Origin of the sequence: Methylobacterium sp. 092160098-2 (assembly GCF_028920805.1) — a bacterium.
GTDB classification, from domain to species: Bacteria; Pseudomonadota; Alphaproteobacteria; order Rhizobiales; family Beijerinckiaceae; genus Methylobacterium; species Methylobacterium fujisawaense.
Window position 1 is genome coordinate 979,568 of record NZ_JAQPZJ010000002.1, and the last position, 16,034, is coordinate 995,601.

General features: G+C 66.8%; 11 protein-coding genes. 7 read left to right on the plus strand and 4 right to left on the minus strand.

Going from position 1 to position 16,034, the window contains the following annotated elements:
• Positions 1 to 13 precede the first annotated feature (13 nt).
• The 7 genes from PQI07_RS30240 (at position 14) to PQI07_RS30270 (ending at position 12,805) form a co-directional block, all read left to right on the plus strand.
• Positions 14 to 4,984 carry a strawberry notch C-terminal domain-containing protein gene (locus PQI07_RS30240; RefSeq protein WP_274928599.1) on the plus strand — a complete coding sequence of 1,657 codons (4,971 nt, stop codon included), beginning with the start codon at positions 14 to 16 and terminating at the stop codon, positions 4,982 to 4,984.
• Positions 4,981 to 6,891 (plus strand): hypothetical protein, encoded by a 1,911-nt coding sequence (locus PQI07_RS30245; protein ID WP_274928600.1) that lies wholly within the window; start codon positions 4,981 to 4,983, stop codon positions 6,889 to 6,891. The genes PQI07_RS30240 and PQI07_RS30245 overlap by 4 nt, the downstream gene beginning before the upstream one ends.
• Before the next feature lie 185 nt (positions 6,892 to 7,076).
• Positions 7,077 to 8,858, plus strand: coding sequence for a hypothetical protein (locus tag PQI07_RS30250; protein WP_274928601.1), 1,782 nt, complete (start codon positions 7,077 to 7,079; stop codon positions 8,856 to 8,858).
• A gap of 128 nt (positions 8,859 to 8,986) precedes the next feature.
• The gene (locus tag PQI07_RS30255; protein WP_274928602.1) at positions 8,987 to 9,643 is read left to right on the plus strand and encodes a hypothetical protein; all 657 of its coding nucleotides are present in this window, start codon (positions 8,987 to 8,989) and stop codon (positions 9,641 to 9,643) included.
• Entirely contained in the window at positions 9,613 to 11,325 is a 1,713-nt protein-coding gene (locus PQI07_RS30260; protein WP_274928603.1) for a hypothetical protein, read from the plus strand. The genes PQI07_RS30255 and PQI07_RS30260 overlap by 31 nt, the downstream gene beginning before the upstream one ends.
• A gap of 3 nt (positions 11,326 to 11,328) precedes the next feature.
• The gene (locus PQI07_RS30265) at positions 11,329 to 11,934 is read left to right on the plus strand and encodes a hypothetical protein (protein ID WP_274928604.1); all 606 of its coding nucleotides are present in this window, start codon (positions 11,329 to 11,331) and stop codon (positions 11,932 to 11,934) included.
• A gap of 664 nt (positions 11,935 to 12,598) precedes the next feature.
• On the plus strand, positions 12,599 to 12,805 hold the full coding sequence (locus PQI07_RS30270; RefSeq protein WP_274928605.1) for a cold-shock protein: 207 nt from the start codon (positions 12,599 to 12,601) through the stop codon (positions 12,803 to 12,805).
• Between the two features lie 70 nt (positions 12,806 to 12,875).
• Here the strand turns inward: PQI07_RS30270 and PQI07_RS30275 are convergent, their stop codons facing one another.
• The 4 genes from PQI07_RS30275 to PQI07_RS30290 all read right to left on the minus strand — a co-directional run bounded on the left by PQI07_RS30275 (position 12,876) and on the right by PQI07_RS30290 (position 15,927).
• Entirely contained in the window at positions 12,876 to 13,868 is a 993-nt protein-coding gene (locus PQI07_RS30275) for a nucleotidyl transferase AbiEii/AbiGii toxin family protein (protein WP_274928606.1), read from the minus strand.
• Positions 13,865 to 14,695, minus strand: coding sequence for a type IV toxin-antitoxin system AbiEi family antitoxin domain-containing protein (locus PQI07_RS30280; protein ID WP_274928607.1), 831 nt, complete (start codon positions 14,693 to 14,695; stop codon positions 13,865 to 13,867). The genes PQI07_RS30275 and PQI07_RS30280 overlap by 4 nt, the downstream gene beginning before the upstream one ends.
• Before the next feature lie 229 nt (positions 14,696 to 14,924).
• Positions 14,925 to 15,731, minus strand: coding sequence for a hypothetical protein (locus PQI07_RS30285; protein ID WP_274928608.1), 807 nt, complete (start codon positions 15,729 to 15,731; stop codon positions 14,925 to 14,927).
• Positions 15,724 to 15,927: a TraR/DksA C4-type zinc finger protein gene (locus PQI07_RS30290; RefSeq protein WP_274928609.1), complete on the minus strand. Its 204-nt coding sequence runs from the start codon at positions 15,925 to 15,927 to the stop codon at positions 15,724 to 15,726. The genes PQI07_RS30285 and PQI07_RS30290 overlap by 8 nt, the downstream gene beginning before the upstream one ends.
• Positions 15,928 to 16,034 lie beyond the last annotated feature (107 nt).

Consider the following 16,034-nt stretch of genomic DNA (forward strand, 5'->3'; position numbering starts at 1 on the left):
CGCGGACAGGCTGATGGCCCGAGAGATCGAACCCACCACCATCTGGAAGTGGCCGGACCTGTCCAAGTACGGGCTCGACCTGCGTCGCGTCATCACCACCGCGGGCGAGTCCGTCCTGGTGCTGCGCGGGGCCAGGGAGGTCGACGAGAAGCTCTTCAAGCGGCTCGGCTTCAAGAACGACGGCAAGGGGAACTGGTACCGGCGCCACGGTGCCGACGAGCAGCCCTCCGTCTACAGCTACAAGAGCGTCTTCCCCGATTGCGAGCCGGTCACCCGGGCGGTCGCCGAGATCACCGACGACCACCGCAATCCGACGACCGCCGCGCGCAGGACCGACGGCTCCGCGCCGGTCGTCGACGCCGGCGAGATGTCGCGCGCGCGGCCGCTGGGCCAGAACCGGGCACGGCAGCAGGTCCTGGCGCTGGCGGACGGGCGCCGGTTCCTGAAGAACCAGGGCGGCAACATCGTCCACGAGGCCGACATTCAGCCGCCGCAGCCCGGCCTCTTCCTTCGGGCCACCGATCAGGATTCGCTCGCGGTCGCGGCCGAGGGCCTGATGCGCGAGGTGGAGACCGGACGGATCCTGCGCGAGGACGAGCTGACGGAGTTCGCCCGCACGGCCTTCTCGACCGAGAAGCCCACCGAGCGCCAGATCTCGGACGCCCGCTCGGCCCTCGCCGGCGCCGCCGGCCGCTGGCTCGGCTCGAAGACGAAGGTCTCCCTGCGCGACATCTACAACAGCGCCTGCAGCCTGCAGGAGACCGTTCCGTCGCTCTTCGCCGTCGAGGAGCGCGAGGGATCCTCGCTTCCCGTGGCCGTCGCGGCCCAGCGCCTCGCCGGCACCTCGGCCGAGCTCTCCGGCAGGACCGTGTTCGTGCCCGACATCGGGGGCGGCGAATGGATCGCGACGCCGATCGCGGGCGCCCGCACCGTCGCGGGCGGATCGGCTCCCGGCGCGCAGTCCGCCGCCAAGGCCGCCGCTTCGGCCTCGGCCGGCCGGAGCGAGGTCGTGCAGTCGGGGCCCGGCCCCCAGGCGCACGACGTCACGCTCGTCGGCACGCCGTTCGGCGCCGACATGCCGCTCCGCGAGCGCCTCGCCGCCATCGAGGCCGTGCTCGACCGGCGCGCGGCCGATGGCCGTTCGGTGATCGCCGTGCGAGCCGACGGACCCGATGCGGACGAACTGCTCGTCGGCTTCCAGAAGAAGCTCGGCCGCGGCTACGTCGTCGAGGGCGTGGCCGACGTCGACGGCGCGCTCGCGGCCGGGCGTCCCGGCGCGAGCTCGGTCCGGATGATGACGCTCGGCAGCCGACGCCCGGCGCCGCTCGACGTCGCTCCGGAGGAGGCGCTGCGCGTCCGCGAGATCGGCGAGTACGGCGGCCTCTGGACCTGGGTGTCCGAGATGGCGGCCAGCCGCATGCGCGCCGACGCGCCCGAGGCCGGCCTGTCGCTCGGCGGCCGTATGGACGGCACGCTCGCCCGCAACGAGTACCAGGCCCCCTACCAGCCCGCGAGCCGGGCCGGCGTCGCGAGCACCATGGTGCCGCGCGCCCTCGAAGGCGCGACCCGCGAGGCCCTCGGCCGCGTTATCAAGCGCTACGGCGACCTGGATCAGCTGGTCGCGACCGAATTCGGCTACTCGAAGGAGGAACTCGGCGAGGTGCTGTCGGTCGAGCAGATCGACGCCCTGGGCCTCTACGTCCACGCCGACGACCGCGGCCGCGGGCTCCTGATCGCCGATCAGGCCGGCGTCGGAAAGGGCCGGACCCAGGCCGCCATCGCGCGGCGCGAGGTGCTCCGGGACAAGAAGGTCGTCTACCTCACCGAGAAGCCCATGAACTTCTCGGACGTCTACCGCGATCTCGCGCACACCCGGTCGACCGACCTCGTGAAGCCGCTGATCCTCAACGACGGCGCGAACATCATCGACGAGACCACCGGCGGCGTCGTGCTCAAGGGCGCCAACGCGGCGGCCATGAAGAAGCTGATCGCCGACGGCCGCTGGCCCGACGACAACAACCTGATGATGGGCAGCTACTCGACCCTCAACAAGCTGCCGCTCTGGCGCTCGCCCGAGGGCAAGGTCGTCCGGGGCATCGTGCCTCCGGGGCCCGGCCACACGCCGGCCGACCGCGCCGCCTTCCTGATCTCGGTGATCGACAAGGACACCGTCGTCATCCTCGACGAGTGCCACAACGCCTCGTCCGGCGAGAGCAACACGGCCAACAACGTCAACGAGATCGTCCGGCGCGCCGGAAACGTGGTCTACGCGTCGGCCACCTTCGGCCGCAACGCGAAGTCCATGTCCTTCTTCCACCGGCTGCTGCCGGAGGGGATGTCGGCGGACAAGCTGGCCGAGATGCTCATGCGCGGCGGCGAGACGATCCAGGAGATCTTCTCGACCATGCTGGTGGCCGACGGCGTCATGGTCCGCCGCGAGCACGACCTGTCGTCGATGGAGTTCACGACCATCCACGATCCGGCCCTGGCCGAGCGCAACCGCATGTTCATGGATCTGCTGGCGCCGATCCTCGGCGACATGGCGCAGCTCCAGCAGATGGTCGAGCGCAAGATCCGGGAGATCAACAACCGCGCGGTCGAGCCGGCCGAGGCCGATCCCGAGGACGGCGCGCGCCGCAAGCCGTCCGTCTTCCGGCGCACCGGCTTCGGCTCGCCGCTCCAGACCCTCTCGAAGCTCTTCGTCACGGCGATCAACACCGACCTCGCGATCGAGCGGTCCCTCTCCGCCCTGGCCGAGGGCGAGAAGCCGATCATCGTCGCCGACAGCACCATCGAGAAGCTGCTGACCGAGCTCGCGGAGGACGAGGACGCCCTCGAAGGCTCGCGCTTCCCGAACTTCTCGACCCTGGTCCAGCGGACGGTCACGCGGCTCTGCTCGATCTCGTCGATGCGCGCCGACGGCAGCCGCTTCGAGCGCGACCTGTCGCTGGAGGACGTGCGCATCGCCGACATGGTCGGCAAGCTCCGGGCTGCCATCGACGCCATCCCCGATCTGCCGATCTCGGCCATCGACGTCGTGAAGACCAGGATCCGCGACGCGGGCTACACCTGCGACGAGATCACCGGCCGCGGCGTCGAGATCGAGGACGGGCGCATCGTCCGCCGTCCGAACGTCGACAAGGTCGTCGTGAAGAACGCCTTCAACAACGGCGACGTCGACGCGCTGGTCATCAACAAGTCCGGGTCGACCGGCATCGATCTCCACGCGTCCAAGCGGTTCAAGGACCAGCGCAAGCGGGTGATGATCGAGCTGGAGCCGGCGGCCGACGTGCTGAAGCAGGTCCAGACCTACGGCCGGGCAGCGCGCTACGACCAGGTCGTCGGTCCGCGCATCGAGACGCTGAACTCCGGCCTCCCGATCGAGGTCCGCAACGCGGCGATCCGGAACGCGCGCCTGCGCAAGCTGTCCGCCAACGTGACCTCGAACCGCGATTCCTCGCTTCTGATCCGGGACATCCCCGATCTGCTGAACGAGGTCGGCGACATCGTGTGCACCCGCTACGCCGAGGCGCGGCCCGACCTGATGCGCCGCCTCGGTTATCAGGTGTTCGACCACGAGGATTCCGAGGACGCCAACCGCGAGACGCAGAGCCAGCAGGCCGGGCTCGACGCCCTGGTCGGGCGCCGCTCGGCCAACGAGTTCATGGCGCGCCTCGTGGTGCTCCCGGTGGCCATGCAGGAGCAGGTCGTCAACGAGCTCGTCGCCGAGTACCTCGCGACGCTGGAGGAGCTCGAGGCCAAGGGCGAGACCCCGCTCAAGCGGCGCGAGATGGCGGGCATCGTCCAGAAGACGTCGCGGTCCGTCTTCGAGGGCGCGGCCGTGGAACACGCCGACAGCGCGTTCCTGGAGCCGCTCTACGTCTACGACGCGATCGTCGAGCGCGAGCTCGACCCGATGCGCTCCGACCAGCTGATGCAGGCCATGGAGATGGGCCTGACCTCCGCGTCGGCGAACCGGGGCCGCACGGTCGCGGAGCACCTCGAGCGCAACCGGGACGTGATCCTGGAGGCCTACCTGTCGGACAAGTTCGCCAACGTCGAGGAGGCCCTGCAGCGTGGCGACAAGCGCATGCACGAGCAGAAGAACCGGATCGAGCGGCTGTCCGAGGTGCTCAAGGAACTCGCCCCCGGCCGCGAGATCTTCTTCGGCGGCTTCGAGGAGGGCGACGTGGTGCGTGGGGTGGTGACCGCCATCCACCACCCGCCCCGCGGCTTCGAGCACGTCGCCGCGCAGTACTCGGTCGAGTTCGTCAGCCCCGGGGACGTCGAGCCTCGCCGGATCAAGCTCCGCGCCCTGCTGGGGGATCCGGTCTTCAAGATCGGCCTCGGGCTGGAGGACAACAAGGAGTACGACAAGATCCTGCGCCGGTTCGACGACTCCCACGCGGTCAAGCTCGACACCGTCAAGCTGCTGGGCGGCAACCTCTTCCGCGCGATGAAGCACGTGGTGGACACGAAGATCGGCCAGCTGGTCGTCTACCGCACGACCGACGGCAAGGTGGAGGCGGGGGTGCAGGTCTCGCGCCGCAACCGCATGATGGACGTGCCGGTCGAGCTCGACGGGCCGGCCATGTCGATCGCCTGCGTCAAGGAACGGGCGGCCGAACTGCGCTCGACGCCCGACCTGTCGCCTTCGGGGATCACGATCACCCCCCGGAACGACGGCGCCTTCGACGTCGTGCTGCCTCTCCAGGGCTCGCGCCGGCACGGCTACATCTACGAGAACGCGCTGGCCAAGCAGCTCCTCGCCAAGGCCGTCGCCGAGCCCGGGAAGCAGCCGCGTCTCATCGCGAAGAGCGAGGAGATCGGGATGTACCTCACCATCCTCCACGAGGCCGGGGCCCACTTCTGGACCTCTCCCGCCCTGCGCGGCTGGTCCACGGACTACCTGACCAAGAAGTCGACCGCGAACACCAACGACGAAAACGGTCCGCGCCTGCTCGCCGCCGGAGGTGCCCGATGAAGCCCGATGCCTCCTACGCCCCGCTGATGATCGGCGATTCCCCGGCCTTCGTGGTCGTCGACGGATCCGACGACGGGCCGATCGGCTGGCTCGTCGGTGCCGATGCGGACGGTGTTCCCTTCGGCGTCGGCCCGGTGCCGCTGTCGGAGGCCGCGCTCCGCGGCGGCGCCGAGGGGGTCGGTGCCGAACTCGTGCGCCTCGTCACCCCGGAGCAGCGCGACGAGGCCAATCTGGTCCCGCTGCTCGCCGGCTTCGGCCTGATCCCGGGTCGTCCGGTGCCGAAGGACGGGGCGCTCGCCGCGCTGGTCGGTCTCGAGGCCGCGCAGTCGGATCCGGTCTCGGCAGGCCACATGCTCGATGCCGCAGGCTTCGAGGGCGTGCGCGAGCGGATCGACGCCCGGGCGCTGCACGCGTTGCGTGCGGCCGACCGGATCGACGTCTCCTCCTACCTGTTCTTCGCCGGCGACGGCCCGAAGGCCGACCACCGGCGCCAGGCCGCCGGCACCTACCCGCTGCTCGCGGGCGCCATGTCGCGCCTGCCGACCGTCAAGATGCGCATCGACGCCGGCAGCTCGCTCGCCGACGCCCTGGAGATGGCGATGGGTCGGCGCGAGGACGGGCGCCCGACCCTGCCCAAGGCGGCGCTGAAGCGCCTGCAGGGCGTCGAATGGGCGGCGGACACCATGGCGCCGGAGCAGCTCGCGGAGGCCCTGGGGTCGATCTCTCCGCAGAACGTGCCCCGGACCCGCGAGGACTTCGAGGCCTTCGCCGCCGTCGCCTCGACGATCGGCAGGATGCTGCCGAGCGTCGGGCTCACCTTCGACGTGCTCGCGGCCGATTCCCAGGGCAAGTGGGCCGAATTCCGCAAGAGGACCGCGAAGGCCGCCATGGAGCGGAGACCCCCTGAGGGCCTCGATGCGGAGGGCATCGCCGAATGGCGGAGGAATCCGCCGCCGCCGGACGAGAGCGTCGAGGCGCTCCGCGCGGCCTGCGTCGATCTCGAGGAGATGGTCGACATGTTCGCGCGCACCCTGGTGCTGCCCGCGGCCTCGGCCGCGTCGGACGAGATGCCGATCGTCGGCGAGATCCAGCGCCGGCAGGCCCGCGAGGTCGCCGCCCAGATCCTGATCGGCACCAAGACGGCCCCGGGCGCCTTCCTGGCGACGAGGGCTTGGCACGGCACAGCCATGGAGATGCTCGCCGTCGTCCGCGGCGGCGATCCCGAACTCATAGAGCGGTTGCAGACGGTCGCCGAGGACGGCTGGGCGCCGATCGCGCAGGCCATGACAGCTCCGAACGGGCTGTTCATCCTGCCCCTCACCGATCCGCGGATGCTGGCCGACGAGGGACGCGGGTGGGGTCTGTCCGGACCGCAGTCGACCCTGAACAAGGACGGCTCCCACGGGCTCAACCACTGCGTGGCCACCAAGGAATCCTACTGCCGGCAGGGCACCATGCACGTCCTGTCGATCCGCCGGGTCAACGCGGACGGCACGTTCGAGCGGCTGTCCACGCCGAGCATCCTCGGTGTTCCGCAGGGCTCGACGGAGATCCGCCACAACGAGCACCGGAGCTTCGGCAACACGAATCCGTCGGCAGAGGCCACCGCCGCCTGGAAGTGGTACAAGGACGGCCTGAGCTCGGGCGCCATCCCGATCAACCACGACATGATCCGCGAGGTCACCGTCCGCGAGCGGAAGCGGTGGTCGGACGACGTCGCCCGCGGCGCCCTCTACGACTGGCGCAAGGACGAGCTCCTGGAGCGCGCCTTCTCGGCCTGGCGGCCCTACCTGCCGAAGGCCATGCAGTCGATGCCGCTCGCCGACTTCCTGGCGCGGCCGGACATCCGGGATCTGTCGGCCTCCCTCACCGGTCGCCGGCTCGTCGCTCTGCATGCCGCCCGCTGAGGCGGCCTCCGCCGCGGAGGACGCGTACGCGCCCCGCTGCCTCCACGGCACCCTCCCCCTCGTCCGCGACGAGCGGGAGCCTTCGGGCTGAGGCTATTCAGATTTCGGTGTGGAGCCACGTGGTCGCAACCGGTCTCGCGAGACATGTCGTTCCCTTTCCGTTCGCCGTGCGCTAGCTTACGGTGGTGTCGAGCCTAACCCGCACCTTCCAGACCCGCATCGACGGGGACCAGCCCGGGCTCGCGGCGGCGGCGGATTTATTCTCGTCCGTCGCACGGCGTGTCGACGCGGCGCTCGCCCGAGGCGAGGATGCAAGGACGCTCGCCAGAACTATGTGGAGACCGGCCGGCATCTCGGCCAAGAACCTCGACCACATCCTTCGGCAGGTCCAGGCCAAGCGCCGGGCCGTGGCGGAGCTGACCAAGGTCCAAGTCGAGGATCTGCGCGCCCGCATCCGGGCCAAGGAACGTCAGATCGCGCGCAAGCGCACCCTGCTCGTGGAACTGCCCCGGCAGGTCAAGGGGCTAAAGGCTGCCTCCGGTGGTGATCCGCATCGGGCCGAGAAGCAGCTCGCCGACCTGCCGAACTTGCTGCACCAGCACGCCCGGCGGCTGTCGCGCCTAAGGGACCTGCTCGCCGCCGCCGAGAGGCGGCTCGAGCGGCCGGGTATCTGTCACGGCTCCCGCGATCTCTTCACCAAGCAGTTCCACCTGCGCGAAAACGGCTACCCCGATCACGCTGCGTGGCTCGCCGACTGGCGCGCCGCCCGCTCGTCACAGTTCATGGTCGAGGGAGACGCGGCATACCCATCGGGCAACCAGTTCGTCAGGGTGGCAGTGCACGACGACGGCTCCTTCGATCTTGAGGTACGGCTGCCGCCGGCGTTCCACCATCTTGCCGAAAGGCGCTGGTCCGCCAGGGACGGAACCTCGCTGGCTGCCGTGGATCTCAAGTGTCTCCGCTTCGCGCATGGCGCCGACGCGATCCGTGCGGCTCTGGCCGAAGGGCGGCCGCTATCTTGGCGGTTCCTACGCGACGACACCTCCTGGCGGGCCTTCGTCGCCGTTGGGCAGGAGGTCGCGGAGCGGGTCGGGCTGGACTGGTCGAACGGCGCCCTGGGCGTCGATCTGAATGCCGACCACATCGCGCTGTGCCACGTCTCGCACGACGGCAATCCCTTGGGTTCCTGGCGCATCCCGCTGGCGACCTACGGCCTGACGGACGGCCGGCGGCTGGACCTCGTGCGCAAGGCCTGCGCGGAGATCCGCGCGATCGCCGAGCGGCTCGGCGCGCCGGTGGTCTCGGAGCGCCTCGACTTCCGCAGGAAGAAGGCTCAGCTGACATCGGACGACGGTGCGCGCCGTTCGCGCCAGCTATCGGCGTTCGCTTATTCGAGCTTCCACCTGGCGCTCCGCTCGGCCCTGGTGCGAGCCGGCGTGCGCCAGGTCCGGGTCAATCCGGCCTACACCTCCCTGATCGGCCGCGTGAAGTTCGCTCGCCTCTACGGCTTGAGCGCACACGCGGCCGCCTCCCTCTCCATCGGCCGCAGGGCCATGGGGCTTTCCGAGCGACCGCCCGGAACCGTCCATGCGGACCAGGAGGGAGCGGCCGCAGCCGTCCTCTCCTTGCCGCTGGACGGCGGCGGCCACGTCACCCTCCCCGCGGCCGTGCGCATGCGGAAGGGGCCCCGCGGGGCCCGGAGGCATGTGTGGTCGACCTGGGGGCGGATCGCGAAGGATTGGAAAGCGGCGCATGAGGCGCACGCGCGGTCGAGCCGGAAGGCTCGGTCCGCGGCGGCGAGCGGGGTTCACTCGCCGGCCGCCGGGGTGACGGGAAGCCTGCTTCCCATCGGGCGGGGACGGCGACGGCCGTCCCGCAAGGTCGTCGGGGCAACGGCTTGCCCCGGTGCGGGAGGCGTCGCCCAGGCTGATCCTCCCAAGCGGATTTCGAAACTGATATCCGAATAGCCGGGCTACCGCTTCGCGCGGATCGGCCGGGATCCCGCATCGCAGATCCCGTCGACCTCCCCGCAGCCTACCGAGCCTGGGTGCGTTCTGGTCGCATGCCGGAGCCTACGCGGCGGCACTCTCGGACCATGGACAGCACCTTCACTTGGCAAGTCTCGCCCTTCGTCTTCGGCGGGGAGCCCTTTCTGCTGGTGATCCAGCACGATCGCAAGCGCCAGTCCGCGGCCACCCTCGACGAGGCCGTGCGGCTGATCGGTGCCGCCGCGCCGTCGCCAGCTGCCTGCAGCCGCGCGCGGGTTTCCGGCAGCGCCGCCGTCGAGGATGGCCGTCGCAGGGAGGCGCTCCGGATGCGCGGGCTAGATGCGGAGGAGGCGATCCACAGCGTCGACGACAACAATTTTACGGGACGGTTCGAGGCCGGAGTGGAGTTCATGTCGAACGCATCGCATGTCCGGTTCGTCCTCGTCAGCGATCCGTCGGCACCCGCCGTGACGTGGAAGCCCATAGCTCATAGGCTGGACGCCGATCTGCACAGGAATTCGCGTACTAAGCCACCGCCGCGGCATCGTCGGTATAAATGGTCGTGGTCCATAACCCCATCGAACTCGACATCTCCGATGAACGCCCAACATGATGAATCAGGCGTCGAACGATCCGTCGCTGCTCACGCGGCAGGGATCGAACAGAGACCACGTCGCAAGGATGGGGCACCCGGATGCTCTTGCATTCACGGCGAGAAAACGAGGCCGCTGCCGTGTTCGGTGTCACCGATCCGTTCGGGGTGACGCTTATCAATCGCACCCATCCCTTTCCCTTGCTGGTGGAGGAGGAGGAGAAGACGCACGGCGCGCTTCTCGCAAACACGACGCACGGTGCCCTCTACCGTGCTCTCGGGGCGATTTTCCCGTGGCCCGACACTAACATCGTAATCTCGCGCTATCCTGAAGAAGATATCAGCGATCTGGTCCCGCTGCGTGTCTACAATCGTATTCGCGCGCTTAAGGATCGAACGCTTGCTCGGGCGCTCGCCGTTCACGAAGCCTTTGCAAAGTACTGCGCATTCTGTTTTCAGTATGCCATTGAGCCGCATAGTCCGTCTTCCGCTCTAGACGATCTCTGGAACGAGGAGGTCGAGCGGTACGACTTGTTGCTGGAGATCGCGAGTGCAATCGCCGAGCCTAGAAGTGTCGACTACTATCCACCGGTATTCCGGATTGCCTATGCAGCAGCTAAAGCTGTCCTAAATGTCGGTGATCTTGATGCTTTGCTGGCAATCTCAAGCCCACGCCAGCTATATGACCAGATCGGCATGACATCCTCACGCGAATCGCTGGAGCAGCGGTCTTCGGTTTTGATGGCAGAAATTAAATCCATAAAGGTACATGCGCCATTGGAGTACTCAAGGTATCAATCAGGCGAAGCGCGTATGGAACCGATACTTGTAGAGGCGTTGAGGCGAGCCGATCTGCACGGGCATCTCGGCGTCGATACGGCAACGCTTTCCGCGCGCTCCGTACTCCTCGGGAAGCGTCTCGAAACACTGGCGGTCGGGCACCTGCACTGTCACCTCGAGTCAGGTCACCTTGGGTGGGCGTTGGGATCCTGGGTCGACCTCGATAAGCGATTCCTGCACCCGGACGGCAGATTAAAGACATATGCCAATGCGCAATCGATTGGCGGCGTACTGGGCTCGGACCCTTCGCTGACCGTCTCCTACGATTGTTATGCGCACGATGGCTCATGGCCGGAAGGCAATTTATCAGCCCAACCATTAGAGGGCATGCGTGAAGTTGTCGTCTATTTGGCCGCCAACTCGGGTAACGCCATCGACTGTTACGCTCTGCTCAAGCCGCAGGGATACGACAAGTCGATCATGTTCGTTGACCGTGGGCGCGAGTGGGAAGCCGTCGAGTCGGAGCTTGCCCGCGTCGGGAAGGCACAACTCGTCATCGCGATGTTGCCTGCATCGTTCGGGTTCCCCTCTATGAACGTGCCCGCTACGCAGATCCTCGGCGATGCTCTGGGCTATCTTGGAACTATAGCCTACTGGACTCCCATCTCATCTCCGTCGCATATCATTAACAACACATCCTTTGTCTACCGAAGGACCGATGGTTCATTCCATAAGGTTGGAAGGGGGCCGGCTGGACTGCTGTCGATGGCGCGGAGTTACGTAAATATCGGCTCCGCGCCTCTCTATGCAGTCGATCTTGTCAGCAGGGCTATGGCAAAGGCGCCCAAGGGCAGTTTCGGCATTCGCGAGGCACCCCGCCCCATCACCAGTCGCGTAAACAATGTAGGACAAATAGTCTTCGACGCAGCAGCCAAGCGTGTTCCAAATGATATCGTCGCAGCCGCACGGGTCTATGAGCATTTTTACGAGCTGGGAAAACTGCCAAGTCCACTGCCGTTATATGATCCAATGAGCCTATTCGAATTGATTTATGCATCTGTGAAAGGACGATGACCTATGAACCAGGATGAACCACTCTCGGAACTCGTCGCCACAGCTGCACTTGAGATGTCTGAAGTGTATGACCAAGACTACGATGTATGCAAAGGCTATATTCTTTTCTTTCTGGGAGTAGAAGACGAGGCTGCACTATACAATCTTCGCATCAAGAAGGCTGGAGAGGCGAGTTCAACATCGATCCGGCATGTTATCAAGAATTCGAAGAAGGTTCGCGCTGTCGACATCATTCAGGCAATGGCCGCTATTTCCGGTGTCGCTGTTGCGGCTCCCGATCAACAAAAGGTGTCGCTTGCCGCCGTCACCGCCGGATTGTACTTCGTGAAAGCATTCCGGAATGCCGTGACCGTCACGCTTGAGCCTGCTGACGCTTCCATTCTATGGAGCCTCAATCGCGTTGGGAATGACGCTCCAATCCCGGAACTGCTTGCTGATTGGCGACACGTAGTGGCAGGCTCTGGAGAGATAGATGCCGATACAAGTGACATAAAACTAGCTGCCAGACTCCGCAAGCTTGAGGAACTCGGTTGCGTGTCGGTTGTGGGTGGGCATGTCTCGTTTGCGGAAAGCATTGCGAGTGAAAGCGTCAATCCGATGATGCCTTAACTTTCCTCCCAGAAGGCCGGTCGAGGCAATGCGTCAGCCATTGTCTTGTCGGGTAAAACTGCGTGCGATTCGCCGACACCAGCCGTTCCTGGCCCACTGCCCCGACAAACAGGATTGCCTGGAAGACGGCGTCGGTTCGGCCGTGGCCTCGACAACGTCAGGCACGCATTCACGAAGCCCACCCTTGCCTTCGTCCTGCGGATCAGATTCCCTCCATCGTGCCAGATGCCGGCGGACTGCGCTCGATGCCTCGATCTCCGTCCGCGGGCGCCCGCAGATGAAGGTCGTTCCCGCAAAAAACTCCCGAGCATCCTCCCGGTGCAGATCCGGGGTGCCCGGGCGTTTCTCGGGTGGACCCAGGACGAGCTTGCGGTCCGTTCCGGCATCTCGAAACGTTCGGTCGCGGCCATCGAAATCGAGACCACGCATGCAAGGAAGTCCGCCCTGGAGCGTCAGGTGCGCGCCCTCGAGGCCGATCGGATCGAGTTCGCGTTTTCGAGGGAGGGATGTCCGACCGTCGCCCTCAACGTGGCAAAGGTAGCCCGGACCGCCGGGGAGGCGCCCTCACCGCGCCGGCCTGGAACACGCCACCAAGCCGGGCAGTTCAGGCCCTGCGGCCTGCCACGTTGGCGGCCGCGAGACGACCAACGACCAGGGTATCTACATGGCTACCGGTACCGTGAAGTGGTTCAACGAGACCAAGGGCTACGGATTCATCCAGCCCGACAGCGGCGGCAAGGACGTGTTCGTGCACATCTCCGCCGTCGAGCGCGCCGGCCTGCGCGGCCTCAACGAGGGTCAGAAGATCTCCTACGAGGTCGAGGCCGACCGGCGTAGCGGCAAGGAGAGCGCCGTCAATTTGAAAGCCTGAGTTCCGGGACAAGTGGCCCGCACGAGTGCCGCTTGTCCCAGAGCCGGATCGGCCCGCCGGATCCTGCGGGTCAGAGCCGCGGACCCGGAGCATTCCGGGCCGCGTGCTCGAACACGTTCCTGGCCTTCCAGAGGAGGGCCGGAAACGCATCGATGTTGACCCGGACCTCGTCGGGAACGTCGAGGAGCCCGGCATCCACCCGCCCTTCCTCGTAGACGGCGTCGAGGAAGCGCATCTGGTTCTCGTCGGGTCTGTACAGGTCGGAGAGCCTGTCCTGACATTCCGCCAGCACCCGACGGCACCACGCGTCGGCACCGCCGGCGTCGTCGATGAGCCCGCGTTTCACGCAAGGCAGCAGCTTGGATTGGAAATCGTTGAGGTCGTAGTCGTAGCCGTCCAGGCTGACGTTCCGCCAATCGAGGTCCCGCGACGCGGCTCCGATCGCGCACATGGCGTTCTTGACCAGATTCCAGTCGATTCCGTCGGTATGAAGCAGGCGCCAAGCATCGAATAGGTCGCGCGAAGCACGCCGCGCGACAAAAGCGACTAGCTTGCCAGCACATATTTCGTGAAGATCAACGACCTGGACGTTCTCTGCTACATATCCGCCGAGATCTACGCTATCCAAGGTATGGACGCCGAAGAAGGGGCTTCGGTAGAGATAGTTGACGTCGATCTCCAACGTGCCTTGGCGGCCGTAGGCCGAGTTGTACCGGAAGCGCCACTTTCCGCCGGCGTGTTCGCTCGATGCGTCCCGGGTCACGGTGTAGCCCCAGCTTCTCATGAGGCGGGGAATGCGGTCGTTGAGGGCCTTCTGGTCCTTCAGCATCGTCTCGCGGTCGGGGGACGCGACGTAGTTGAGATCGATGTCGACGGAGAGCCGGTCGAGGCCGAGGTAGAACAGGTTCAGCGCGGTCCCGCCCTTGAGCGCCGTCGCCTTCCCGACGACCGGGTCCTTGGCGAGGCGCTGGAGCACGTCTGTCAGGCGGATCACGCGCTCCGTGGTGGCGGGCTGGAAGGCATGCTCGGCGGCGATGCGCTCCAGGCGTTCGATCGAGATCACGGTCTCATCCCCGGGTCCACGTCCTCGAAGGCTGGGCCGGCCAGCTCCGAAGGAACGATCAGATTCCAGTCGCCGGTCCGCACGCCGCTCTCCGGGTCGGCCCCCATCACGGCGCGTGTCGCCGGCGGCACCACCTGCCGGAGCCGGTCGAGCGTCTCGTCGTCGACGAGGAAGTCCTCCCGCCGCTTCTCGAGCCACCAGCCTACCAGTGCCGCCAAGGTACGGTTTCCGCGCGCAAAAGTCGTGGTCAGAACCGCTTCGACGTCGACGAACTCGACGGATCCGAGCGCGTGTCCGACCTCCTCCGCGCCGCCGGCGAGATCCGGCCGCTCCAGGCAGTCGACGATCGTCCTGGCGACGTCGGTCACGCGGACGTCGAGACCGCGCCGGTCCATCGTCTCGACCCCGTCGTACTCCATCTGCGCCCGACGCAGGGCGGCAGGCTGGGTCACGAAGCGGACCGGACCCGAGATCGTGTCCACCTGCCAAGGCTTGCCGCAGCTCAGGACGAAGGTCTCGCCGCCCTCGGAATAGGCCAACCCATGCAGCCCGAGGGCGGTGTGATAGGCCAGGATGCCGTCATCCCGGATCATGGAGGCGACCAGGAGGGCGTCCGGCGTGAACGTGTCCGGGGCGAGGTGAGGAGGAATCGCCGCGTAGACGCCGGGAGCCGCGTGCACGACGTGCTGCGCCTTCACATGGTGGCCGAGAAGCGTGTCGGCCGTGCTCGCCGACTGTCCCGCCCCTACGATCTCCCGGAACTGCACGCGCGTGAACACCGACCTGGACGAGAGGAAGCGTCGGACCTTGCCGATCTCGCCGGGCATCTCGCACTCCCCCACCTATCACATGCGGTTTGATATATAAGGGAGTGCGATGAAAATCGCTAGCGACACTCCCGTATCTAGCACATGCGGTACTACAGATGCGGGAGTGTCGTATCCCGATCGCGCCCCTGATCGGACGGAGGATCGAAATCATGCTCCCTCATCTATCACATTTCATACGTCAGATGCGGGAGTGGGATTCAAGGAGTAGCCGTTCCGCAGGACTGCCTCAGCTCAGGATGTGAACGGACGGAGCGTCCGGACGAGGACGACGCACGAAGCGTGGGACAGTTCTGCGCGCGAACCGGTCTCCGAGACGCCCGATCAGGCCGCGCCGGGACGTCTCGGCCTCGACGACTTCGAATCCGTCCTCGGACTTCGCTTCGCCCTCGGATCCGGCCAGCAGGGCCAGACATGCGAAGGCGAACAGCACTTCCCCCGAGGCCGCCAGACGACCGTCCATCAGGGCGGCCTGCTCCAGACGACGGTCCTCGCCGAGATGCATCTCTCCGACGATGTCGCGGAATCCCAACGGCGTCGAGACGGTGAACAGCGCCATCATCCTGGCCAACGCCTGCGTGCGCACGCGGCTGTAGCGGTGACGGGCGTTGGCCGCGTGGGCGACGAGGTCCAGGCGGTGCCAGTGCACGACGCCGTAGGCGTGATGGATGGTGCCGGAGGCGAGGCGCCATGCGACCACGAGAACGACGGCATTGTCGTCCGCAGGCGAAGGGGACACGAGGTAGCCGATCAGATCGACGTCGCGGCCGCCGAACGGAAGACCCTCGCGGCGCCGCGGCTCGTCGCCGAATTCGATCCAGACGGGGCGCCCATCCGGATGCACGATGGCATCGAGGCTATGCTCGAGGGTCCAGGGTGCGGTGTCGAGGATGCGGTCGACGAGGGCGACTGCCGACGGCGTCAGCCGGACCCGGCGTGCGTCGTCGATGAGACGCTTGATCTGCTGGTGCTCCGTGGAGAGGACCAGCGCACCGCAGAGCTTGGCGAGACCGTCCGCGAGAGAGGTCTCAGGCACGTCCGCCGAACTCGCGCTCGGCCAGCGTCTGGCAGCGCACGCAGCGTCGGGTCCACGGCACGGCCTTGCGGCGGGCCATCGGGATCTCGCCCTCGCAGTCGTCGCAGTCGGCCGGCGCGAGCTGGGTGGCTTCGGTGCGCACGCGGATGGCGGCGATCCGGCCCGACATGGCCGCCTCCTCCAGATGCTGGGTCATGTCCACGTCGTCCGCCACCGCAGGTCCCCATGTGCTCGGGAAGGAATGGATCGATGCTAGGAGCGGCTCGCGCAACTGTAAAGTCATTCCTTCGATCGCGCGCGCCG